The sequence below is a fragment of the Anabaena sp. UHCC 0451 genome, from assembly GCF_034931405.1.
Lineage (GTDB): Bacteria > Cyanobacteriota > Cyanobacteriia > Cyanobacteriales > Nostocaceae > RDYJ01.
This window is the reverse complement of sequence record NZ_JAYGHA010000017.1, coordinates 28,018-53,032: the sequence shown is the minus strand read 5'-3', so window position 1 is coordinate 53,032 and position 25,015 is coordinate 28,018. Positions and strand designations below refer to the sequence as shown.

Below are 25,015 nucleotides of genomic sequence, written 5' to 3'. Positions count from 1 at the left end.
CGTGGGTTCAGAAGCCTTGATTTTTCATTAGTCCACGTATCCCTTACGGGACCGAAGGAATAGGTGGACTTCGCTTGTGTAGTAGCGTATCCCTAACGGGAGCCGGAGGCATCTTTATATTCGCCGAAAACTTTTCAAACATCCTCTTAGGCAGATGTTGCCTTTAAGCCAAATTTTCAGCTACAATCCGGTTTCTACCTTGTGCTTTAGCAGTATAGAGTGCTTTATCACCAACCTCAATTAAGGTATCTGGAGAAATGACTACATCAGGGAGAATAGTTGCAACTCCTATACTCAAAGTCACAAAATCATCAACCCTAGATTGAGAGTGGGGAATTTTGAGATCATATACTTTTTGGCGAATGTTTTCAGCTAAGTATATAGCTCCTTGGTTATTAGTATTGGAAAGAATTACTGCAAACTCTTCTCCACCATAACGAGCTAATAAATCAGCAGGACGTTTAACTGATAGTTTAATTGTTTGTGCAATTTGCTTTAAACAATCATCTCCGGTTAAATGACCATAAGTATCGTTATAGTTTTTGAAAAAATCCACATCACAAAATAATAACGATATCGGCAATTTTTCACGAGCAAGTTTTTGCCATTCCAGATTTAAATATTCGTCAAATTTTCTCCGGTTGGCTACTCCTGTCAATCCATCTAAAAGTGCAAAAAGTTGTAGTTGTTGATTCGCAGCCAGCAAAGCTGCTTCAAATCTTTGACGTTCTTTGATTTCTTGTTGTAACTGTTGATTTTGTTGAATAAGCTGCCGATTCTGCTGATAAATGATTAATTGGTTTTTTACTCTGGCTAAAACTTCTAACTCTTGAAAAGGTTTGGTTATGTAGTCTACTCCACCCATCTCAAACGCCATAATTTTATCAGCAGTTTGATCTAAAGCACTAATAAAAATTATTGGGATATGTTGAGTTTGCTTTTGAGATTTCAATTGCCGACATACTTCATAGCCATTCATATCTGGCATATTTATATCTAGTAAAATTAAATCAGGAGGTTCTATTCTCGCAGCTTGGATGGCAATTTCACCACTGACAGTTTTTTTAATTTTAAATCCTTTTGATTCTAACATTTTAGACAACAAACGAAGATTGTCTGGGTTGTCATCAACAATCAAAATTTGACCAAAATTGTGTTTATCTGCAAATGAGTACATAATTATATTTTAGTTGATTTTAAGTAGGAGCAGTAAGTTTAATAATTGTCTCTAACTGAAAGTTATCAACTAAAGTTTTTAATGTCTCAGCTAGTTGTCGCTGTTCTGGAGGAATTTGTGCAAATAGTTGATAAAGTTGAGCATCGTCAATTATTCTTGCTGCTGCATGGACTTGAGCAATCCAATCAAGAGACATAACTTGTAAATGAGATACAGTTAATTTGTTTAATTTTCGATCAGATTTAGGCTGTTTTTTTTGTTGATTATTCTCTGCATAGACATAACGTACATCAAGATATTGAGCCATTTTTTCTAACAGGATATTTTCTTCAAAAGGTTTGGCAACAATATCATCACAACCAACTTGCAATATCGCTTGTTTGTCTTCTGCAAAAGCACTTGCTGTCAGCGCGATAATAATTAAGTCTTTTCCTTGATTCATTGCTCGAATTTGCTTGGTTGCTTCATATCCATTCATGACTGGCATTTGTATATCCATCCAAATCAAATGAGGTTGCCAATCTCTGCAAATATTAACTGCTTCTAACCCATTTTCTACTGCATAAACATCAAAACCAAAAGAGTCTAATAGTTTAACGAGCAAGAGCCGATTTTCTAAAATATCTTCAACAATTAAAATTCTATATTGAGGTTGTCCTGGTTCTAAACCCACCACTCTTTTAGTATTTCTAATAGGAGGAATAACATCTATTTTATCAGCCAGACTGAGTTGAATATGACAAGTAAAGGTTGTCCCCTCACCTAAAATACTCTTAACTGTAATGTCACCTCCCATGAATCTAGCAAATTGACGACTGATAGCTAATCCTAATCCAGTACCTTGCATAAATTGTCTTCCTCCTTTGGCTTGGAGAAATGCTTCAAAAATTAATTCTTGATCTTCAATAGCGATACCTGTACCTGTATCTTCAATTGCAATTTCTACCATAATTTTACCATTTTTTTCGGTTTTAAATGGTAAACCTTGAGGATAAGAAACACTAATACTAACATAGCCAACAATAGTAAATTTGATAGCATTACCGATTAAATTAATCAGTATTTGTCTGAGTTTGCCTTCATCTCCAAATACATATTGATGTACTTCTGGACTAAATTCAGTGATTAAATTTAATCCTTTATTTGGGGCTTTAATGGCAAACATTTCTTGAATAGAGTAAATTAGACGACGCAAATCAAAATAATTTTCATTTAATGTTAATTGACCAGCTTCTATTTTAGACATTTCTAAAACATCATTAATTAAAGCCAGCAAATGCTCACCACTACGACTAATGATGTCTAAGTTTTCTTGGTCTTCTTCAGATAAGGAACTATTGCGATTTAATATTTGAGTGAAACCTAAAATAGCATTGAGTGGTGTTCGTAATTCATGACTCATTTTAGCTAGAAATTGACTTTTAGCTCGGTTGGCAATTTCAGCTTGTTCCGCAGCTTGTTGGAGTGCTATTTGGGAAAACTCTAGTGCCGCCAGCATGAGGCTATTTCTCATTTCTTGTGCTACTTCAATTTCAAATGCTTGCCAGGGAAGTGATTGATTTTTTACTGTTTGTTTCCATAGTTCAAATGACTTACGTGGAGTCAAATATTGGTTATCATTTGAGTCTATAGATATTGTTTTTTCAGGATTACCTGCCCAATTGACAATTTGAATTTGCTCTGGTCGAAACCAGATAATATGATAAGACCTCTGATGAATAACTATGGAAATTGCTAAAATACCACAGGCTATATCTTGAAAATTATTAGCATTTGGATATAGTGTTGATAGAGAATCTGTATAGAAAATCTCTTGCTGATTTTTTTGATTTAATATCCAGTCTACTAATTTCCTAGTTTCATTCTCTGACGGAGTATTACCAATTAAGATTAATTGCCCTTGCAATAATATGGCAGCACCAGTTGCACTTAGTAAATTTAGTAAGCTGGTTTCGTTCCTTTTGAAAACATTGCCTATATAATCTAATTCGTTGGTTAAATTTTGATTGAGTTGTTGTTGAATTAATTTAACTTGTTGCCGGTAAAAATTTAAAGCTCTTTCTCGATTATTAACTAATTCAATCGATGTAAATTGACCAATTACTTCACATAATTTGCGCGTTTCATAATTGATATATTTGGGAGAATAATGGTGACAAGCAATCAAACCCCAAAGCCTATTTTCATTAATGAGTGAAATGGACATAGCACTAAAAATGCCCATATTCTGCAAGTATTCTCTATGACATGATGATATACTTCTTAAGATGGAATTACTTAAGTCAATGGGTTCATTAGTTAGATGCTGATTGTTATTAATAATTTTTACAGGTTGATAATTAACGTCTGGAATCACCCGTAGCCAATTTTGGTAGTAAAGTTGTCTGGCTTCATTGGGAACGTCAAAAGCAGGATAATGTAATCCTAAATAACTTTCTAAATCATCTTGTTTATCTTCAGCAACTACAACCCCACTATAGTCGGGTGCAAACTTGTAAATCATGACTCTGTCAAACTGAGTTATTTTTCTCACTTCTTGAGCAATAATGTGATAAAGATCAGAGAGATGGGAAGCATGACCAATGCGGAAAACTGCTCGTTCTAAAAGATGAGTACATCCTAATAATGGATTTATTTCGATGGCTGCATGAGGTTCTAATTCTAGAATTAAAACTCCATTAGCTTCATGGAACATCCCTATGAATAGTGAAGAGGTGTTTGGTTGATAGTTGGGAATTTCTAATAAATGAATCAAACTTTGTTTATCATATTCAAAACCATTAGTAATTAATTGTATTTGTGCTGAAGATAATAGGCAGTTTAAGTTTTGCCCTAACAAAGATTCTGCTGAGATTCCCAAAAACTGCTCTATGTTTTCACTAATTTGTAATATTTTTAAATCTGGTTTTTGTAAAGCTATAAATACGCCATGAGGTTGGATATGTCCAGAGAGATGAATTGGCTCTTGTTCATATTTACTAAAATCGAGTGTTTCTGGTATTTTAAAGTAGCTGTTATTCATATATAATTTGTGTTTTATTTTTTTAGCTAATACAATTCTCTACTACACAAATGTTTGCATAGCGTCTTGCAGGGATAGTCCCATAAGGTGTAATTAAGTTTTAACTCCTGCCTATGAGTCAAGTCTATAACTATATATTGCACCAAAAGAGTGATCAGTATCAACTTCTATAACAAAATCAACTGTGGGAGATGTCAGCAATGGCTGGATAAATAATTCTGGATGTAATGCCCGCCAAAAGTAATTGACAAATTCCTCTATTTCTGCATCATTCATACCTGATTTACCAGCAGTGATCATTTTCTTTTCTGCTTGTTTACGCCACTCTAAAGAACAACGATAATCGGTGGGATATAACATGATTAAACTATCTAAATGTAACCACAGTGGTAGATAGTTTTGGAGTTGTTCATTCATATCACGAGCAAAAGCCCGGTCATTGTCTGTATTAATAGGAGATGGTGCGGTAGCAAAGACTTGGGTATCAATGGGAAGCACACCCACAAACCAGCCTTCAAAAAGAACTATATCAACATCAATAATAATTTCTGGAATGGTGCGATCGCCAGCACCTGAATAAGCAGATTTATCAAATCTGGGAACTGTCACAGGACTGTTGCCTTGCAGAATTTGATCGAATAAAATTAAACCTAAGTCAATATCATGAGTTCCTGGTGGACCACGCCAAATTAAACGCGGATCTTGTTGCTTTAAAGCCAAGCGATCGCTGTATGTTTTGTACAAGTCATCCAACGATAAACTAAGGGTAAAATATCCCAACTCGTGGAGAATTAAACTGAGAATCTGGGACATTGTTGTTTTACCTGTACCTTGTCCACCTAAAATCCCCTGGATGAAAGCTCTACCTAGCTTTTGACGACTGGATGCAATTTTGATGGCCAAAGGTAGCCATAAATCCCACAATACCTCTAACATAGTCTGAGTAGGCATTTGCAGGTTAGTTTCGCAAAATTGGCTAAAAGCAGGAAAAACTGATTTGAGTAGGTGCGATCGCTCTTGAATAACTTGAGCTACATTGTATGGTGTAATATCAAAAACCTTTGCTCTCAAAGAATCTGCCAGTGCTGCTTCTTGTGCTAGAACCTGCATGAAAGTATCTATTTCACCTGTGAGCAGAAATTCATGTAACCACTTACTGAGCATAACTAACTCCTATCCTCAAACTAAATTTACAGGTCACGAACCTAGCTTAAACGCTTCCAAAAATAGACTGTAAATGAAACCAACTTTCAGGAAGTTAAGTGTTTCCACCCAAAGAGCTTGTCTAGCTAAAAAACTGCGACTGTAAAATATTCTGCTGGTAATCTCTGTTAGTAGGACTAAAAAAGCAGCTATGACAATATCTAATGTTGCTTGTTGTCCAGCGGTAGTAGATACTGCTGATCCCAGAAAAAAACCAAATAACCAACTAATTAAAAGTAGTGATAATCGCCGCCAAGGATTGATAAACCATTGCCCTAAACTCCTAGCAATGGTATTGAAAAGGTTATTAAGACGAGTATTTTGCATGAACGTGACTGGGAACTAAGGACTGGGAATTAGGGACTAAGGAGAATAACTTTCTACCTGTTACCTATTTTTTCACAACTGACAACTAAGAAAAATCTTATCTCTAAAAACTAACATTATGAAATCTTCCGTGTATCGTAATTTGGCGGTTATCACTTGTGCATTGGGACTACTCGGACTTGTAGCGGGATGCTTAGGATTAAGTGTATCTTTTGATTCTAATCAGCCAGATGTTTTATTAAAACTAGCGAAAGAAACCCCCACATTAGCAAATGTAATATCTACTGATGAAGCTAATGTCACAAATGCAGCAACCAAACAAGTAAAAAAACCCAGTTCCGAAAATTTACCTCACCAAAGTCAAGGTTTAGGTAGTTTGCGAATGAGCAATCAAACAATTCAGCCTGTACGCCTAGCTCTATTAGCGCGAAAATCCGCAGTTAAACGCTCTTCAACCACTAAACAAAAATATAATCTGCCGGCTCATTGGGATTTTGCTCCCCAAGAAGGTAGTCAGAAAGGTTTAATTTTATCCCTTCCAGAGGGTAGTTTAAAACTAGAGAAAGGAGATATTTTAGTGGCATTTGCTCAAGATGGTTCTCGACGCTATTGGGGTCCTTATGTCGTGGGGGAAACTTCCTCACCAAACTGGAATTCCCAAACCAAAGAATGGCAATTGATATTAACTCCGTAAAAGGTGTAATGTGTATGAATAAATCAAATTGATCAAACATAATGGGAGACTCAAAAATTCAACTGTCTGGACGAGAAATTTATCAAAGAATTTCTGACAACATTCAAAAAGTTATCAAAGGCCAATCAGGATCAATTAGAAAGTTACTGGCTACCTTTGCTAGTGGTGGACACATTTTATTAGAAGACTCTCCTGGAACTGGTAAAACCACTTTAGCCAAAGCTTTAGCATTTTCTGTAGATGTAAGTTTTAAACGCATTCAATTTACACCCGATTTGTTACCATCAGATATCTTGGGTGTTTCGATTTTAAATACCAATCAACAAACCTTTAATTTTCATGAAGGTCCAATTTTTGCTCACATTGTTTTAGCTGATGAAATCAACCGCGCTTCACCCCGCACCCAATCAGCATTATTAGAAGCCATGGCAGAATTCCAAGTTACTGTTGATGGAAATTTGCGAAAACTTAAAGATCCATTTTTTGTCATTGCTACACAAAACCCAGTCGAATCTCGCGGAACTTATCCCTTACCAGAAGCGCAAATGGATCGGTTTGCAATTCAGTTTAGTTTAGGATATATTTCACCAGAAGAAGAAGTTAACCTACTCTCAGATCAAATTCAACAACATCCTATTGATATCATTCAATCATGCGTTAATTTAGCAGATATTATCACCTTAAAACAGCAAGTTAAACAAATTAGAATCAGTGCCGAATTAAAACGTTATATTGTTGATATTGTTAACGCTACACGCACAGCAGAAGGTGTACAATTAGGAGCAAGTCCCAGAGCATCTATTACTTTAATGAAAATCGCTCAAGCATTAGCTTTATTTGATGCTTATGAATTTGTCACACCAGAACATATCCAAGAACTTGCAGTAGCTGTAATTGCCCATCGTTTAGTCATGGAACCTCAAGCGCGTTTCTCTGGAAAAACCGCCGCAGGTGTGATAGAAGAGATTATTAAATCTGTTCCTGTTCCTACTTGATATTGAAAATATGAATGTGTAAAAATGTATTGATCAACAAAAGGAGAATAATTGACATTATGCTACACAACACCTATCAACTACCTTTAACATTTGAACAAATTCTCACTTTAGTTAAACAGCTTTCTGATTCGGAGAAATTGTTACTCAGCAAGGAATTAGAAAAAGAAACTTTGAACCAAAAATTAACAGAGTTATTAGAGATATTTCAAACTGATGAATTATCCCTAGAAGAAATTAACCAAGAAGTTGAAATCGTGCGTGCAGAAATTCATGAAAGAGAAAAAAGAAATTAAAACAATCATTGATACCAATCTGTGGATTAGTTTTTTAATTGGTAGAGAATTAGCAGAACTAAAAAATCTATTAGTTGAAGAGAAGATTACAATAGTTATTTCTGAACAAATATTAGAAGAAATAATTGTAGTTACAAAAAGACCTAAGTTACAAAAGTATTTTCCATCTCAAAAAGTAGATGAGTTAATTAAACTTTTGCAAACTATTGGACTATTTATAAATATCACATCTGAAGTTTCTCTTCGTCGAGATGCGAAAGATAATTACCTCCTAGCACTAGCAAAAGATAGTAATGCTGAATTTTTAGTCACAGGAGATCAAGATTTATTGGTACTAGGAAAATTTGAACTTACTGAAATCGTTAAATGTCGGGATTTATTATTAAGATTATAACATTTAATTGCCAACATCTCAAAATGAAATGCAAAAATTTATCTATCAAATTTATCATTTTAGTTCCGCACTGCAACACAAACTCAATAAACGAGTTACTATAAGTGGCTTTGCAGTAATTTTTTGCTTAATCTTTGCAGCAGCTTTTGGTTTGGACACAACCCAAAACTTGACCTATCAAATATTTACTTTCTTAGTATCTATTCTCACCATTTCTACTATTTCTAGTCTATTCTTTCGCTCTCGCTTTAGTGCTACTCGCACCTTACCCCGATTTGCAACCGTTGGGATGAAATTAAAATATAGAATTTTTATTCATAATAAAACCGCTAAAACAGAAACAAACCTGAAATTATTTGAAAACTTTGCTGACCCTCGTCCAACTTTAAAAGAGTTTCAAGAAACACCAGAACCGCAAGAAAATAAACGCAGTCCTCTGGATATTAAATTAGGTTCTTATCGGTGGTTATGGCTAGTTTCTCGTAAACAATGTGGAACTGCAAAAAACCTAAATTTATCAACACTTCAACCCCATAGTAAAACAGAAATTACTGGAGAAATAACACCCACCTATAGAGGTGTAATGCGTCTTGTGAGTATCACAATAGCAAGACCAGATCCTTTTGGTCTTTTGAATGCTTGTCAAACTATTTCTTTACCCCAATCTTTATTAATTCTCCCTAAGTTATATAAACTACCAACAATTCAACTTCCTGGGTTGATAAAATATCAATCTGGTGGTGTAGCGTTAGCTTCTTCTGTAGGAGATGCAGAAGAATTTCGCTCTTTAAGAGAATATCGTTCTGGAGACTCAATTCGCAAAATTCACTGGAAAAGTTGGGCAAAAACTGGTAAACCCATCGTCAAAGAAGAACAGGATGAATTTTTTGTGCGTCACGCTTTAATTTTAGATACATTTCAATCTGAAAAATATAGCCAGATATTAGAAGAAGCAATTTCAATAGCTGCTTCTTTAGCTGCTGACGTGCAAACTCAAGAATCTTTATTAGATTTAATGTTTGTGGGAAATGAAGCTTATTGTTTTACTTTTGGTAGAGGATTAAGTCATACAGAAAAAATGCTAGAAATTCTCGCTTCTGTGGGTGCTTGTCAAGATAAAAATTTTGATTCAATTATCCCAGTTGTGTTAGAAAAAATTTCCCTGTTAAGCGGTTGTATCTGCATTTTTATTTCTTGGAATGACCAGAGAAAAAAATTAGTAGAATATCTCAATAACATGAGTATCCATACATTAGTGTTAATTCTTACTCATAAACCTGATGACTTAAAAACAGAAGAATTAAGGCAATATGAATTAGTCACTTTTCACATTTTAAACATCAATAATATACAACAGGAATTAATGAAGTTATGAAAAAACCTCCCCTTCTACTTGGTGCTTCTTTAATATTTTGGGGTTGGCAAACTGGACTATGGATTTGTGCTATACCAATAGCGATAATTTTAGAATGTTCTCGCTTTGTGCAGTCTCGCTGGGATTTTTCTACTGATGATATCAAGCGTATTGCTAATTTATGTTTGGTTATTCTTGTTGCTCTGAGTATTTATTTCTTAATTATTAACCGTTCTTTTTATATAATATATACTATTTTACAGTGGCTACCTGCTGTATTTTTTCCTCTCATTGCTGCTCACATTTATGCTGTTAAACAAAGCATCAATCTGACCACGCTTTTTTTTACATTTAACGATGAAAAAACAGGAGAACAAAGCAACCAATTTAGTGTTAATTTAACTTACCCTTATGTAGCTCTTTGTATTTTAGCTGCTAGTAATGCTAATACTGAAAATATATCTTTTTATCTGGGAATGTTCGTAATTTCAGCTATTGTACTTTGGAATGTGCGATCGCGCAGATTTTCAACTATACTCTGGCTGTGTTTATTTCTCACTGCGGGAAGTGTTGGTTTTATCGGACAAATGGGATTACATCAACTTCATTTGCAAGTAGAAAATCAGCTAGTATCATGGTTTAGCGATGTTATTGGACAGGAAATAAATGCTTTAAAAAAAGAAACAAGTATGGGGGAAATTGGAGTTTTAAAACAGTCCAATGATATTGTTTTTAGAGTGTCTTCTGAAAGTAAAATCAAAGATTTTCCTTTACTGCTGAAAGAAGCAACTTACAACAAATATCAATCTCCTTTATGGATAGCATTAAATCCTGAATTTACAATTATTAAACCAGATATTAATAATACAACTTGGTTATTAGGAAATTACTCAGATAATAGTTCTAGTCTAACGATTTATAGTACACTAAATCATGGCAAAGGTATTTTAAGGTTAGCTAATGGCACATTTGAAATTAATGATTTACCAGTCAGTGAAATGGAGAAGAATAAATATGGAACGGTAAGAGTCACAGGAAAAGTCAATGATATTGCTTACAAAATTAAATTTAATCAACAATTTTCTTTAGATAGTTTACCGACAGCAGATGATTTAGAAATTACTAAAGGAGAAAAATCAGCAATCAATGAAATTGTTCAACAACTGGATATTAAAGAAAAATCGCCGCAGCAAATATTGCAAGTTGTAGACGCATTTTTTCTCAAAAATTATCGTTATTCACTCCAACTCACAGGTAAAGATTCGGCTTCTACACCTTTATCCACATTTTTACTCACAACTCGCTCTGGACATTGTGAATATTTCGCCAGTGCGACTACATTAATTTTGCGTGCGTTAGGTATTCCCGCTCGTTATACTGTTGGTTATTCTGTTCACGAATTTAGTAATTTAGAAAAGCAATATATTGTCCGCAGTCGTCATGCTCACGCTTGGACAATGGTATATATTGATAGTAAATGGCAAGCCTTTGATACCACACCACCTGACTGGACAAGTATTGAAGATGCAAATGCTTCTAAATTATCAATAATTTCTGATTTATGGGCATTTTGGGGTTTTCAAATTTCCCGTTGGTTAAAAAATATTAGAAGTAGTAACTTATTTAAATATATTTGGTGGCTGTTGTTGCCATTATTTTTGATCATGATAGCTAAATCTGCACCGCAAAACAAAGTCAAGCGTGTATTTAAGCAACGGGTATTATCTACAGCAACTCATAAAGCTGATATCATCGCCAATGATTCTGAATTTTATTTAATAGAGAAAGCATTAAATGAGTTAGGATTTATACGTCAGCCTTCAGAGTCTTTAAAGAATTGGTTGGAAAGGCTAAAAGCAGAAATACCTGCATCTGATTTGATTCAGGAACTATCATCATTAATTGAGCTTCATTATCGCTATCGTTTTGATCCCCAAGGAATTCAAGAAACTGAAAGAGCAGGATTAAAATCAGCCGTACAATCATGGTTAGAGAAATATATCTAGCAGTCAGCAGTTAGCTAAAACAGATTTTAAAATTAAGAATAAATGATGTAAAAATAGTTGGTTTTAATTGATTTTAGTTGTAAAGGAATTTATTTTCTGGCTTCAAGATACATGAATATTGAAAGAGACGTTGACTAAAACGCCTCTTACCAATACATCTAATCAATCTTAAATCTTGCCAACAATTCTTCACGAGAAAGATTAATTAATAACTGAGTTCTTTCCGTCAAAGAAAGTTCCATTATCGGAGGGACAATAGCAGATAATTCCTCATCTAAATTACCAAAACGCACTGCTAATAAACTCTCTACCATCAAACGCTGTCCGTCTATTCTTCCTTCTTGTCGTCCTTCCTGTCGTCCTTCTTGTCTTCCTTCTTGTCTTCCTTCTTGTCTTCCTTCCTCTATTCCCTCTTGTTTCCACTCTTCCCGTTGTTTGAGATACGCCGGTGATAAACTCATAATTAACTCCTTTACCTCTTCATCGTTGACATTACTATTCAATTCTAAATTTTTCCGCCAAGATGCGAAAATTTCCATTAGTCTGTCCCATTTATCATTCTCTTTTGAGAGTTCAACTACTTCGCTGATAGCTTCCGTTTGAGTTCTGCCTTTTCCTAGTATTCTTAACCATAGTGTATCCTCTATCACGGGTAACTGATTAATGGCAACAATGGCAGTTTTCTGATATTTGGGGAGAAAATAGACTCCTGTTTCCCATCCCTCCTTTGCTTTCACTCCAAAACCTTCAAGAATTTTTTCTGAGCAAGTTGGTGTTAAAATCCATAAACAGGGTAATTCTTCTTCTGGTATAGAACGTTTTTCCCGTTTTGCTTGTCGTAACAAATCACTTTGAACACTATACAATTTTAACAAACAACTCCTAATTTCTATTTCATTAGGAGCATTGCGGTAAGGTTCAAACAAACAACTTGTAACTGCCATTTTTCCTAATAATCCTAAGCCTGAATTTACAGATGTGGTTCTAGGAACAAACCAAACATCTATTTCTTGAACTTCGCTTTTTACATCTTTACTGGTTTTAACCTCTCCTAGAGGTGCTAATAATTCCTCTAGATATTCTTTTGCTAGTTGATCATGGGGTTGTCTTGTCATGGGATTTTTCAGGAAATTTTGGTAGATGGCCTTCTGCCTTCTATGATGTGAGAACAAAATCAAATTAATAAACGACTTTTGAATTATTGTGTTTATGGGAAAGACACAATTTACCGTGTCTGTGAATATGGATTTATGAGGCTAAAATTGAGCGATCGCCCCTTTATTGACCAATGGTTTAACAAAATAGAACAGCGTCCAGCCCTTGCTGTGACTATTTTCACAGTATGGTTGCTGTTAATTAACTTCATCGCTTTTGGCTGGAATTTGGGCAATATTGGCTTAATTGACGAAACTGAGCCACTTTTTGCGGAAGCTTCCCGGCAAATGTTAATTACAGGTGATTGGATTACCCCGTTTTTTAATGGTGAAACTCGTTTTGACAAACCAGCATTAATTTATTGGTGTCAAGCGATCGCCTACTCTATTATGGGCGTAAATGAATGGGCAGCACGCATACCCTCAGCATTAGCAGCAACAGCAGTCACTGCTTTGGCATTCTACGCTGTCCAGTGGCATTTTGCTAAAAAAGATCAATTAGAACAAGTTGCAAATCCTACCCGTCGTTACTTAACAGCCGCTGTAGCATCAGCTTTAATGGCACTCAACCCAGAAATGATTGTTTGGGGGAGAATCGGCGTTTCCGATATGTTACTGACCGGTTGTATAGCTTCGGCTTTGCTGTGCTTCTTTTTGGGATACGCTCAAAATTCTACCCCTTCCCGCTTCCCCAATAAATGGTATTTAGCTTGTTATGTGCTGATGGCTGGGGCAATTTTAACCAAAGGACCAGTAGGAATAGTTTTACCAGGATTTATTATGATTGCCTTTGCTGTCTACTTAGGCAAATTCTGGCAACTGTGGCGAGAAATGCGCCCAATTTTGGGAATGGGGATAGTCTTGGCTATATCTGCTCCCTGGTATGCCTTGGTGACTTGGCGCAATGGCTGGAATTTTATTAATGCCTTTTTTGGTTATCACAACATAGAACGGTTTACAGAGGTTGTGAATGGTCACTCAGCCCCTTGGTATTTTTACTTTTTAGTCGTGTTGTTGGGTTTTGCACCATATTCAGTTTTTATACCTGCGTCCATCGCTAGGTTAACTGGATTAAAATTCTGGCAGCGATCGCACTTACTCAATCAAGAACGTTCTCAACAACTGGGTTTATTTGCCTGTTTCTGGTTTTTGGGTGTCTTCGGCTTTTTCACCATCGCTGTCACCAAACTTCCCAGTTATGTTTTACCTTTAATGCCAGCAGCAGCTATCCTTGTGGCCTTGTTCTGGAGTGAGATATTTTCCAACACACAAACTGATCAATCCTTCCGCATTAGTAGTTGGGTAAATGTTGCCTTTTTATCCACAATATCAGTAGCATTATTTAACCTCTTCAAGTTAGTAGGAACAGACCCCGCTGCACCTGAATTGTACCAAAAAATGCAAAATTTAGGGTTAACAAATTTGGGGGGTATCATTTGGTTGATTACTGCGATTATCATCGCTGCTTTAATCTTGAATCATCGTTTGCGTCCTATCATCGCTATTAATTTCGTGGGATTTGTAGCATTTTTAGCAATTGTTTTAATGCCTGCTTTGTTCTTGATGGATGAACAAAGACAAGAACCTTTAAGACAATTATCAGCGATCGCAATTCAAGAAAAACAACCCAATGAAGAATTAGTCATGCTTGGTTTCAAAAAGCCAACAGTAACTTTCTACACGCAAAAAACTGTCAACTACCTCACTTTTTCCCAAGAAGCTCTAGACTATATTCACAATCAAGCAACTACAAAATTTAAAACACCATCATTATTACTTCTGACTGAGCAGAAAAAGTTGATGGAGATGGACCTACCACCAGATAATTACAAGAATATTGCCACCAAAGGAGCTTATGATCTCATTCGTATTCCCTTCAACCGAATTAAAAAAGAACAAAACAACAAATCGGATATTTCTTAATTCGTAATGAGGAACTAGAAAAAATTAATCAACTCTTGCCTATTCCCTTTCCTAAAGCTTGATTAATCTGAATTAATAATTCTTCCATGGAAATAGAACGAGGTAATATCTGGGTAGCGACACTTGCAGTTAAATTTTCTAAATCAGCAACAACATTTTCACGCGATTGATATTCATGCTTTTTTGGTTGCCCAATTTCTGGATGTTTTACCTGATTTAATATTTTGTCAAGTACCAAAATGGGAGGTAATTTAAATGGTAAATCTGACAAAGCTGTTAACGCTTTCTGTACTTGTTGATCAATGGCAGATTCTCCCAAACAAATTAATAATAAATCAACACTTTGATGACGAAGTTGTTGCAAAACTTCCGCCCAATAATTGCCCATAGCCGCTTTAAAGCCAGCAGTTTGTAAATACTGAATTAAAGCCTGAAACCACTCAGCACCCCGTTCATGATTGGGTGCTGTATCACCTCGTTGATCATCACTGTTAAGTGTTTGGTGAGGATGGGGAAAAGCAGCTTTTTTATCTAACCCATAACCTTGAGCTTGCTTGCTTTTTACCTGTGGTAAATCACGCAACATAGTCACATCTACCACTAAAATATTAGGAGGACAGCCAATACCAGAAGCAATTTGCAACACAGACAATAAAGGATCTGGTTTTCCTTTGCGACTTTCTTTTTCTCTCCCTAATGGAGTTAAACAAGGAAATACACCCAATCCTGGTATTTGCGAAGCTGCCAAAGTAGTAGCTACATCACAAGTTACTAATGGTAAATCCGCTAACCGTTGGTACTTAGTCAACTGTTGCAAATAATTTTGGGCTATGGAACTGTCAACATCCAACAAAATCACATCAAACTGCCAAACCCGTGCTAAAAGTTCTGCCTGATCTAAATCATCTACTTCAATAACTCGATGTTCGCGCAGGGAGGGTTGGGGAGTCACAGATGCTAATTCTGGATTTACCAACCGTAAAATTCGCAGCGGTGTTTTTGTGGACGGGATATCATTATTTTCTAAACCTATTTGCTCAACTTCTGGTGCAGCACACAATCTTTCTAAGATGGGTACTAAAGCTTGATGTTCTACTGGTAAGCTCAAGAAATCATCAGCTTGATTAGCATAAGCGTGTTCCTTTTCTGCACCCGTAGCTGTAACAATTACGGGAATATGGCGAGTTGCACTGTCAGATTTTAATAAAGTCAGCACATCCCAACCTGAAAGTAAGGGTAATAACGGATTCAAAAATATAGTTTTTGGTTGTAAGCGACGGGCTTTTTCTAGTGCTTCTGTTCCTGATCTGGCAATTACTACCCGATAACCTAAACCTTTAAGATGTTCGGTTAAGCCTTCAATATATCGAGCTACTGCCTCAACTACTAATATTAATCGTTGTGAAGAAACAGGTTGATGTGATTCTGAATTTCCTCCCTCTGATTCGGTAAAACTAGTTTTGGGAGGAGTCGGTGGTAATAGGAGTGTAAACTGGCTACCTTTGCCTTCACTAGACAAAAAGCTCACATCTCCACCATGTAAACGAGCCAAAGCCCTAGTTAATACTAGCCCCAAACCAGTTCCTTCAAACTGTCTAGTCAGGGGATTTTCCAACTGCTGGAATTTTTGAAAGATTAAATGTTGTTGATGTTCAGGAATACCAATACCTGTATCCCAGACTGTAAAAGCAATCCATCCTTCCCAGCGATTTACTCGCAGTCCAATTTCTCCAGAAGTTTCGGTAAATTTAAAGGCATTGGAAAGTAAGTGTACAAGCATTTGCCGCAAGCGTAATTCATCTGCTATCATCTGCTCTAAACCTGGTTCAATGGTGAGGCTGAATTGGTGATCAGATGAAGATTGGGCGGCTTTGCTAGGTTGAGCGTGGAGTGTTTTTGCTTCTGTTAAAGCGCGATCGCACACTTCCCGAATTTGCACTGGAGACAAAGTGAGTTCCATCTGTCCAGTTTCCATGCGTGTCAAATCCAAAATGTCATTAACCACACTCATCAGATGACGGCCACTTTGATGAATCAAACCCGCATAACGTGCTTGTCGCTCGTTTAGTGTTCCTAATTGTTGATCTACCAATAATCGTGACAAACCCAAAACTGCTGTCAACGGCGTTTTCAATTCATGGCTAATACAGGCTAAAAACTCATCTTTTAACCGATTGAGTTGAATTAAATCAGCGTTTTTTGCTGCCAGTTCTTTGAAAAGTTGTTGCTGTTCGGTGACATCAGTAGCTAAAACTAACCACAAATCATCAGTTGCTTGTTCTGGGTTCTCCGTGGACAGAATCACCTCTGCATCCCCACTCCAGACTTTTAACTCAGGACTATCCAAAGGAATTTTCGCAAACTGCCAAATTCTTTCTTGACCATTCTGCACTTCCACAACACAAGTACAAGTACCCTGTTGAGCATCTAAGTAGCAGTGACTAGCTGTAGCATTTGTTTTTCCTTTTGCTTCCTGCATCATTGCTAAAACTGATGGGGAATGAGAAGCTTGGTTAGTAGAGGGTAAATTATTGCCCTGGAGATGCCGTTTCATCGACTTGGCAGGATCTTCTCTTTCACCGCTGTCCAGATCAGAATTAACTTTGAATGTTTGTTGATTGCTGTATTCTGGGTCTTTACACTTGACAGGAGACAGAATGGTTTCTACTTGTAACCTGATTCCTTCTGGATCTTTCAACATTCCCAACTGTTGCCACCAAGCTGGGTTTTGTGTTAGCACTTCTCCTGTACTGGTTTGTAACATTAAAGGCCAAGGCAGTCTTTCCAGTAACTGCACTAAAGGGTTGTTTTTAATTGGCTGATGTTGGGTTTGCCTGTAAGAGCGAGTTTTTCCCCCCGCACTATTCCCTGTTATTCCTGGCAAGTTAGAGGCAATTATTACTTTATTTTTCGCGAGAAAACTTAATAAACGCAAGTCATCCAGTAGCCCCAAAAATTTACCATCTGAGTCAATCAACGCCCAATCTAAATTTCTATTTTTTGGGTTGTTTTGGTAACGTAAACACAAACTTAATTTATCCAGTGGTTCAGAAGCTGGTATTGTCTGTATTGGCAGAATCAGACTGGGACTCAAGGTAGAAATTGGCTGCTGGAGATTTAAAAACGTCTCACCACTGGCCACTGCTAGTAATTTCGGGATTAAATGGGCAGAGTACAACAATCCTATCGGGCATTGTTGTTGATTTACCACTACCAAGCGATCGCACTGCTCTTTTTCTAAAATCTCCAGCACCACTGCCAGAGTGCTTGTTTCTGAGCAGCTGGGTACGGTTGCTAGAAAGTCATAAAGCGGGTAATGTAGCATTAACATAAGGCTTAAGGGTTCTTTCTTCCTGTAGTTGCCTCTGGCATCAACATCTGCCAACGTGCTGATGGTTTTCATGCCTGAAGCCATGTTCTCCAAGAAGATGCTGTTAATCCTTCTTGGTAAAACTGTAAATCTATCGCCGCAATCAACTCAGCTTGGATAGGCAATTGCTCAATCCCATAATTCCCAACGTAGCTACGCTTGCCTTTGCCACCCTTGTGAACGAGCAGACATTATCACCAGTCTCCCGCTGGTATGGAAACTCCTGATTGATAGTTACAGCTTAAACAATTATCGCTCCAAAGATTCGCTTTAGAACCTTGAGGAATTATAATGATTTAAAATGAGACAATGCTTTAACTTTGTTTATGTATCTTATCAAGGAGTAAAATAAAAAAATCTATATTCCGATAGATATACATATCCAGAAGATACAATTTAGTTACTACACGATTGATCTTAAACGCTTTATCAACTATCTAATAAGTTATATCACTCATTCACAAAAACTGGTAATTGAGTGGGATTTTCTCAATATTTGTTGACACAAAGCGTTATCAAGTCGGGAATTTATTTAAAAAAAGTTTTTACAAAACTTAATCAGCACTGACAGCAGACTACTAACGATCATCTAAATATATAAACAAAGAATAAATGATATTACCTGTATTATTGATTCCACTACCAGATGTTAAAAAATATAAAAAATATTTATATAATCCTGAGACTGTGAATCAGCAACAAGGTTTAGTTAGGCAAATCAGGACTTTTATTCAGGAAATTTATTACCAATTTTTTGGTCTGCCACTGATTGCTACCACTCCTATAAACATCCAATATTTACATAATTGGCAACAGTCCAACTATCATCAACCATGGGAACATCATGATCAATATGATCATGTATTGGCGTGCAACGAACAAAAAAGCCAGCAATGGTTCCAGAAAATGAGTCCATCGGAAAAGCAGGAAATATTAAAGCAGTTGAAATCAGATTACCGCAGCATCCTGATAGATTACTTTATCACAGACAAAAATCTGAAAATAGCAATTGATAAATTTATCAACGCCTTATTTTATGCTAATATTCCTGTGCCACAAATTATAGAAATTCACATGGATCTGATTGACGAATTTTCCAAACAGCTAAAATTAGAAGGAAGGAGCGATGAAACATTACTCGATTACAGACTGACATTGATAGATATTCTGGCGCATTTATGTGAAGTATATAGATGTTCAAGTTCTAAAATAACCTGAATAAAGTTATGCTATTGGGGATTTTGGCTCAGGAGTTAAAGATTCAAGAATTAACAGAATTGGTGATAAAATCATTAAGATTAATCCTATCTAAACTGACATCTGTTATTTATTTAGATATAGCAGATTACAAGTGAATGAGATCCCAACTGAAAATAAAAACATGGACAACCCTGCGCTATCAAACATCAACTGGCTTTCACTCCTGACTCAGCATAATTTGTATTCTTAATTCTCCTATCTAGCTTGTAAATTTATGAATAAAATCAAAAAAACCTATGTTCTCAAGCTTTATGTAGCAGGGAACACCCCCAACTCTGTGCGAGCATTAAGCACACTCAAAAACATATTAGAACAGGAGTTTAAAGGAGTATATGCCCTCAAAGTAATCGACGTTCTCAAAAACCCACAATTAGCAGAAGAAGATAAAATATTAGCCACACCAACATTATCAAAGATTTTGCCGCCGCCTGTTCGCAAAATTATCGGTGATCTTTCAGATCGAGAAAGAGTTTTAATAGGATTAGACTTACTTTATGAAGAATTGAGTGAAGAAGACTGGGAACAGTAAAATACTTATTCATCTAGTAGAGACGTTTCATCGGAAAGTCTCTACAGCTTGTCTGACAAAGATTACCAAATTTAAAATTGTCCTAATTACCCTAGTACCGCTTTGCGAAAGTCAAAAGTCAAAAGTCAAAATTAAAACAGAATAGACTTTTCGGAGATTGAAAACGGTTCATTCACTTACGCCACCGTGTACTAGTGACGGACAGAAAAGTCATAAAAACTGAGTACAAACTTTAGTAATTTAAAAAATCGGGTTAAATACCCATATATGATCAGCAATGAGTGACCAAGAAAAACAAGAACCACAAAAGCCCCAAATGGGTGGTGTAGAGAAAATTCGCACAATGATTGAGGGTTTTGACGATATTAGTCATGGCGGATTGCCAGTGGGGAGAACAACCTTAGTTAGCGGCACTTCTGGTACAGGCAAAACTTTATTATCCCTGCAATTCCTCTACAATGGCATCACCTACTTTGATGAACCAGGAGTATTTGTTACCTTCGAGGAGTCACCCAGCGATATTATCAAAAACGCCCATATTTTTGGCTGGAATTTACAAAAACTAATTGAAGAAGGTAAATTATTTATTCTCGACGCATCCCCCGACCCAGAAGGCCAAGATATTGTCGGTAATTTTGATCTCTCCGCTTTAATTGAGCGATTACAATATGCAATCCGTAAATACAAAGCTCATCGTGTTTCTATTGACTCAATTACAGCAGTATTTCAACAATATGAAGCTGTAGGAGTAGTGCGGCGAGAAATCTTTCGCTTAGTAGCACGTTTAAAACAGTTGTATGTAACTACTATCATTACAACGGAGCGGGGTGAAGAATATGGACCTGTAGCTTCTTTTGGAGTCGAAGAATTTGTTTCTGACAACGTGGTCATTGTTCGCAACGTTTTAGAAGGAGAACGCCGCCGTCGCACCATCGAAATTCTCAAATTGCGCGGTACAACCCACATGAAAGGTGAATACCCATTCACAATTACCAATGCAGGAGTAAACATCTTCCCCTTGGGTGCAATGCGTTTAACTCAGAGGTCTTCCAATGTGCGCGTATCTTCAGGAGTCAAGACTCTAGATGAAATGTGTGGAGGTGGTTTCTTTAAAGACTCAATTATTTTGGCCACAGGAGCTACAGGTACTGGTAAAACTCTATTAGTGAGTAAATTTATTCAAGATGGCTGTGTCAGCGGTGAGCGAGCAATTTTATTTGCTTATGAAGAATCCCGCGCTCAACTGTCTCGTAACGCCTATTCTTGGGGAATTGACTTTGAAGAATTAGAACACCAAGGTTTATTAAAAATAATTTGTACCTACCCTGAATCAACAGGTTTAGAAGATCACTTACAAATTATTAAATCAGAAATTGCCGAGTTTAAACCTGCCAGAATTGCCATTGATTCCCTTTCTGCACTGGCTAGAGGCGTGAGCAATAATGCTTTTCGTCAGTTTGTAATTGGTGTCACAGGTTATGCTAAACAAGAAGAAATCACAGGCTTCTTTACCAATACAAGTGACCAATTTATGGGATCACATTCAATTACTGATTCTCATATCTCCACAATTACTGATACAATTCTCATGTTGCAGTATGTAGAAATTCATGGTGAAATGTCACGGGCAATTAACGTATTCAAAATGAGAGGTTCATGGCACGATAAGGGGATTCGCGAGTACAATATTACGGCTGACGGACCTAATATCAAAGATTCTTTCCGTAATTATGAACGAATTGTCAGTGGAGCGCCCACCCGCGTTATCATGGACGAAAAGGCGGAACTTTCTCGCATTGTCAAACGTTTTGAAGAAAAGTAGATTTCTGATTTTTAAATTCGGTATTGAGTTTAAATAACAAAAATATAGTCAGATGTAGTCAAATATAATCATCTGTGCTATGATCAAGAAACTAAACTGTGTGTATTGTTAAGTACCGGGAGTCAGAATGCAATTGGTTGAGCGACATCTAATTAAACACAATAACATCAGGTTTAGAGAAATTGATCAAATGTCCTTTTTCTCAAAAAATCTGTTTAACTGTGCTGTTTATTTATGTCGTCAAGCATTTTTCGCCAATCAACCAATACCAACATTCAATCAAATATACCATTCACTCAAGAATACTAATGATTATAAAGCATTACCTAGTAAAGTTGCTCAATTAGTATTCAAACAAGTTGATAAATGCTTTAGATCTTACCAGGAGGCGAAGAAAGAATATAACTTAAATCCAGAAAAGTTTTTAGGTAAACCCAAATTACCTAAATATAAGCATAAACAAAAAGGGAGAAATGTTTTAACTTTTAACAATCAAGCTGTTTCCAAGAAAGCCTTAAAACAGGGGTTCATCTCACTTTCTGGATTACCCATATTGGTGAAAACTAAACTTACACAAATTGAAGAAGTGAGAATTATTCCTAAAAATAATGTCTACGTTATTGAGGCAGTTTATGAACAAGAAGAAACCACTATAGAAGTGAATAATAATAGAATGGCAGCAATTGATATAGGTTTAAATAACTTAGCTACTGTTAGTAGTAATTGTTTAGATTTTAAACCTTTTATTGTTTGCGGTAAAGCTATTAAATCTGGTAATCAGTTCTACAATAAAGTTAAAGCTAGTCTTCAATCTCAATTACCTAAAAATCAAAAATCTTCAAGAAAGATAGAATCATTAACACTCAAGCGTAATAATAAAGTGGATTACTACCTCCACACAGCTAGTAGATTTATTATTAATCAGCTAGTTAGTCAAAATATAACACATTTGATTATAGGTAAAAACGAAAATTGGAAACAAAGCATTAACTTAGGGAGTAAAACTAACCAAAACTTTGTCAATATTCCGCATGGGCGATTTATACAGCAGTTAGAATATAAAGCTAAACTTGTGGGAATCAAGGTACAAATGACAGAGGAAAGCTACACATCAAAATGTAGTTTTCTGGATTTTGAACCAATCAAAAAGCATGAGCAATATTTAGGCAAAAGAGTTAAAAGAGGTTTATTTAAGTCCAAATCGGGTCAAACTTATGCTGCCGATTTAAACGGTTCTCTGAATATATTAAGAAAGGTAGTTGGGGAGTCTATCTTTGATAGAAACTCAATAGAGAGGCTTGTAGTTAGCCCTGTAAGGTGTAAGCCTTACCAAGCTAGAAATATTTGACTATATTTTTAGTAACTATAGTAGTATATTATTTGCTTCATTTAGTATCGTGCTATATTCTGTGTGAAGACAAGTTTTCTGCCGCTAGATAGATTTTCGTGTGAGGGGATGCGGTGAAAGGACAACAATTATTTCATAGTTTCTTACCTAGTGTAACAGCAGCGGTATTAACAACTCAGTCAGCTTGGGCTGGAACCGTAAAAGTCAGTGAAGTAAAGCTGGTGTCTTCTCCTACCGTGTTGACTACAACCTATGGGAAAAACCCTCTTGTAGACAGCACCAACAGACAACAGCTAAATACTGTAGTTGATAATTCTCCAGCTTTGTTACCTACTCTGGATTTTAGTAATCTTAGTGTGCAGCCTGGGGCTAATCACAATGTGACAGAAGTTACTGTGGTTAATCATCCCAATTTGGCAAAAGACAACAGCCCGAAAACAGTTTTACCAATTTCAGTGACTGGCGCAAAATTAACACAGTCAGTGGAGGCGAAAAAATGTTTACAGTCCTATCAAAAAAGCCAAGCTGCTTTGCTTCTAGCTTTAAAGGCTTGTTCACAAAAAAATGTGGACACCATAAAAGTAGCCCAGGTGACTACTCCTGTTGAATCAGAAACACCTCAAAATTCAGAAACTGTAACACCTGTAACAAGTTCTCCAGAATCACCACTGGAACACCTGAATCCTAGTCCTAACCCTCTACAATTTCCCACGAAACCAGAGGAAGTGAGACTTCAGGCAAATCAGCCCATTACTTTGGAACAGGCTTTAGAACTTGCCAAGCGTAATAATAACGAACTACAAGCGTCCATATTGCAGTTGCAACGCAGTCAAGCTGTTTTGAAAGAAGCTCAAGCTGCTTTGTTACCTACCGTGGGATTAAATGGTAGTGTCACTAATAGCCGCAGTGTTAACAGTACATTGGCAGCTAAACAAACACAGCGGTTAAATCCTAATGCACCTGACGCTGAAGCCAATACTAGCTTCAATAGTGAGGCACAAATAAGATATGACCTTTACACATCTGGGAGACGAAACGCGGCGATTACAGAGGCTGAGGAACAGGTACGTTTTCAGGAATTGGATGTAGAAAGAGAATCTGAGGAAATTCGCCTGAATGTTGCCACAGATTACTATAATTTGCAGCAAAGAGATGAACAAGTACGGATTGCTCAGTCCGCAGTCGAGAATTCTCAGGCTAGTTTGCGAGATGCAATGGCTCTAGAACGGGCTGGAGTGGGTACAAGGTTTGATGTGTTGCGATCGCAAGTCAATTTAGCCAATGCCCAACAAGACTTAACTAACGCCCGTTCTCAGCAAGTTATCGCGCGTCGTCGGTTAGCTACCCGGTTAAATCTGCCCCAGTCAATCAATATTAGTGCGGCTGATCCTGTACAGTTAGCTGGTCTGTGGGAGCGGGGCTTAGAAGATAGCATTGTGTTAGCTTATCAAAACCGTCCCGAACTACAACAGCGGTTGGCAGAACGGAATATTAGTGAAGCACGAAGAAAACAAGCCGTGGCATCTTTAGGTCCACAAATTAGTTTAGTTGGCAGTTATAATTTGCTTGATGTTTTCAATGACAGTGTTAATGTGAGCGATGGTTATTCTGTGGGAGTACAAGCAACCCTGAATTTGTATGATGGTGGTGCAGCAAAAGCAAGAGCGGCTCAGGCTAAAAGTAATATAGCGATCGCCGAAACTAACTTTGCTGAACAACGCAACCAAATCCGCCTTCAGGTAGAAGATGCTTATTCTCGACAGATTGCCAATTTGGAAAATGTACAAACTGCTAATGCGGCTCTAGAGCAAGCTAAAGAGTCGTTACGATTAGCGCGTTTGCGTTTTCAAGCTGGTGTAGGCACGCAAACAGATGTCATTAACTCTGAAAATGAACTAACAAGATCAGAAGGTAATCGCATTAACGCCATCCTGGATTATAATCGTGCTTTGACAGAGCTGCAACGCTACGTTACATCCAGAGCTTTTCAGAAGTAAATAAATAAAAACTTTTAAAAGCTACAAAAAGCCTCATTGCCAGTAATTACACTGTTAAATGAGGCTTTTTAGTTAAAAACGCTATATTTATTACAGGGGATTGGGGATTGGGGACTGGGGACTGGGGACTGGGGACTGGGGACT

Annotated in this window: 18 protein-coding genes; 12 read left to right on the top strand and 6 right to left on the bottom strand. The window is 36.7% G+C overall.

Going from position 1 to position 25,015, the window contains the following annotated elements; genetic code table 11:
• Positions 1-163: 163 nt before the first annotated feature.
• The 4 genes from VB694_RS13435 to VB694_RS13420 all read right to left on the bottom strand — a co-directional run bounded on the left by VB694_RS13435 (position 164) and on the right by VB694_RS13420 (position 5,729).
• Positions 164-1,177: a PleD family two-component system response regulator gene (locus VB694_RS13435; RefSeq protein ID WP_323360823.1), complete on the bottom strand. Its 1,014-nt coding sequence runs from the start codon at positions 1,175-1,177 to the stop codon at positions 164-166.
• A 19-nt stretch (positions 1,178-1,196) separates the two neighbouring features.
• Complete coding sequence (locus VB694_RS13430) at positions 1,197-4,199, bottom strand: ATP-binding protein (protein WP_323360822.1); 3,003 nt, start codon at positions 4,197-4,199, stop codon at positions 1,197-1,199.
• Positions 4,200-4,310: 111 nt separating this feature from the next.
• Complete coding sequence (locus tag VB694_RS13425) at positions 4,311-5,363, bottom strand: glycerate kinase (RefSeq protein ID WP_323360821.1); 1,053 nt, start codon at positions 5,361-5,363, stop codon at positions 4,311-4,313.
• 33 nt (positions 5,364-5,396) lie between these two features.
• Positions 5,397-5,729 carry a DUF565 domain-containing protein gene (locus tag VB694_RS13420; protein WP_323360820.1) on the bottom strand — a complete coding sequence of 111 codons (333 nt, stop codon included), beginning with the start codon at positions 5,727-5,729 and terminating at the stop codon, positions 5,397-5,399.
• A 118-nt stretch (positions 5,730-5,847) separates the two neighbouring features.
• Here VB694_RS13420 and VB694_RS13415 point away from each other — a divergent pair, with 118 nt between their 5' ends.
• The 6 genes from VB694_RS13415 to VB694_RS13390 are packed head-to-tail and all read left to right on the top strand — an operon-like array spanning position 5,848 to position 11,468.
• Entirely contained in the window at positions 5,848-6,423 is a 576-nt protein-coding gene (locus tag VB694_RS13415; protein ID WP_323360819.1) for a hypothetical protein, read from the top strand.
• 41 nt (positions 6,424-6,464) lie between these two features.
• Entirely contained in the window at positions 6,465-7,418 is a 954-nt protein-coding gene (locus tag VB694_RS13410) for a MoxR family ATPase (protein WP_323360818.1), read from the top strand.
• A 59-nt stretch (positions 7,419-7,477) separates the two neighbouring features.
• Complete coding sequence (gene vap15 / locus VB694_RS13405) at positions 7,478-7,714, top strand: type II toxin-antitoxin system VapB15 family antitoxin (protein WP_323360817.1); 237 nt, start codon at positions 7,478-7,480, stop codon at positions 7,712-7,714.
• Positions 7,692-8,108, top strand: a complete 417-nt coding sequence (locus VB694_RS13400) for a putative toxin-antitoxin system toxin component, PIN family (RefSeq protein WP_323360816.1) — start codon at positions 7,692-7,694, stop codon at positions 8,106-8,108. Before vap15 ends, VB694_RS13400 begins: the two co-directional genes overlap by 23 nt.
• A gap of 28 nt (positions 8,109-8,136) precedes the next feature.
• Positions 8,137-9,483, top strand: a complete 1,347-nt coding sequence (locus VB694_RS13395) for a DUF58 domain-containing protein (protein WP_323360815.1) — start codon at positions 8,137-8,139, stop codon at positions 9,481-9,483.
• A complete protein-coding gene (locus tag VB694_RS13390; protein ID WP_323360814.1) occupies positions 9,480-11,468 on the top strand; it encodes a transglutaminase-like domain-containing protein in 1,989 nt (662 codons plus the stop codon). Before VB694_RS13395 ends, VB694_RS13390 begins: the two co-directional genes overlap by 4 nt.
• A 158-nt stretch (positions 11,469-11,626) precedes the next feature.
• Here the strand turns inward: VB694_RS13390 and VB694_RS13385 are convergent, their stop codons facing one another.
• On the bottom strand, positions 11,627-12,583 hold the full coding sequence (locus VB694_RS13385; RefSeq protein WP_323360813.1) for a hypothetical protein: 957 nt from the start codon (positions 12,581-12,583) through the stop codon (positions 11,627-11,629).
• A 135-nt stretch (positions 12,584-12,718) separates the two neighbouring features.
• On the opposite strand from VB694_RS13385, the gene VB694_RS13380 reads away from it, so the two are divergent.
• Positions 12,719-14,545, top strand: a complete 1,827-nt coding sequence (locus VB694_RS13380; RefSeq protein ID WP_323360812.1) for a glycosyltransferase family 39 protein — start codon at positions 12,719-12,721, stop codon at positions 14,543-14,545.
• Positions 14,546-14,573: 28 nt separating this feature from the next.
• On the opposite strand, the gene VB694_RS13375 is transcribed toward VB694_RS13380, so the two are convergent.
• Positions 14,574-17,876, bottom strand: coding sequence for an ATP-binding protein (locus VB694_RS13375; protein ID WP_323360895.1), 3,303 nt, complete (start codon positions 17,874-17,876; stop codon positions 14,574-14,576).
• Positions 17,877-18,527: 651 nt separating this feature from the next.
• Here VB694_RS13375 and VB694_RS13370 point away from each other — a divergent pair.
• The 5 genes from VB694_RS13370 (at position 18,528) to VB694_RS13350 (ending at position 24,871) form a co-directional block, all read left to right on the top strand.
• Positions 18,528-19,133, top strand: coding sequence for a KaiA family protein (locus VB694_RS13370; protein ID WP_323360811.1), 606 nt, complete (start codon positions 18,528-18,530; stop codon positions 19,131-19,133).
• Between the two features lie 256 nt (positions 19,134-19,389).
• Positions 19,390-19,704 (top strand): circadian clock protein KaiB, encoded by a 315-nt coding sequence (kaiB, locus tag VB694_RS13365; RefSeq protein WP_323360810.1) that lies wholly within the window; start codon positions 19,390-19,392, stop codon positions 19,702-19,704.
• A gap of 277 nt (positions 19,705-19,981) precedes the next feature.
• Positions 19,982-21,526, top strand: coding sequence for a circadian clock protein KaiC (gene kaiC / locus VB694_RS13360; protein WP_323360809.1), 1,545 nt, complete (start codon positions 19,982-19,984; stop codon positions 21,524-21,526).
• 127 nt (positions 21,527-21,653) lie between these two features.
• Complete coding sequence (locus VB694_RS13355) at positions 21,654-22,874, top strand: transposase (protein ID WP_323360808.1); 1,221 nt, start codon at positions 21,654-21,656, stop codon at positions 22,872-22,874.
• Between the two features lie 113 nt (positions 22,875-22,987).
• Positions 22,988-24,871: a TolC family protein gene (locus tag VB694_RS13350; protein ID WP_323360807.1), complete on the top strand. Its 1,884-nt coding sequence runs from the start codon at positions 22,988-22,990 to the stop codon at positions 24,869-24,871.
• Positions 24,872-25,015: the final 144 nt, after the last annotated feature.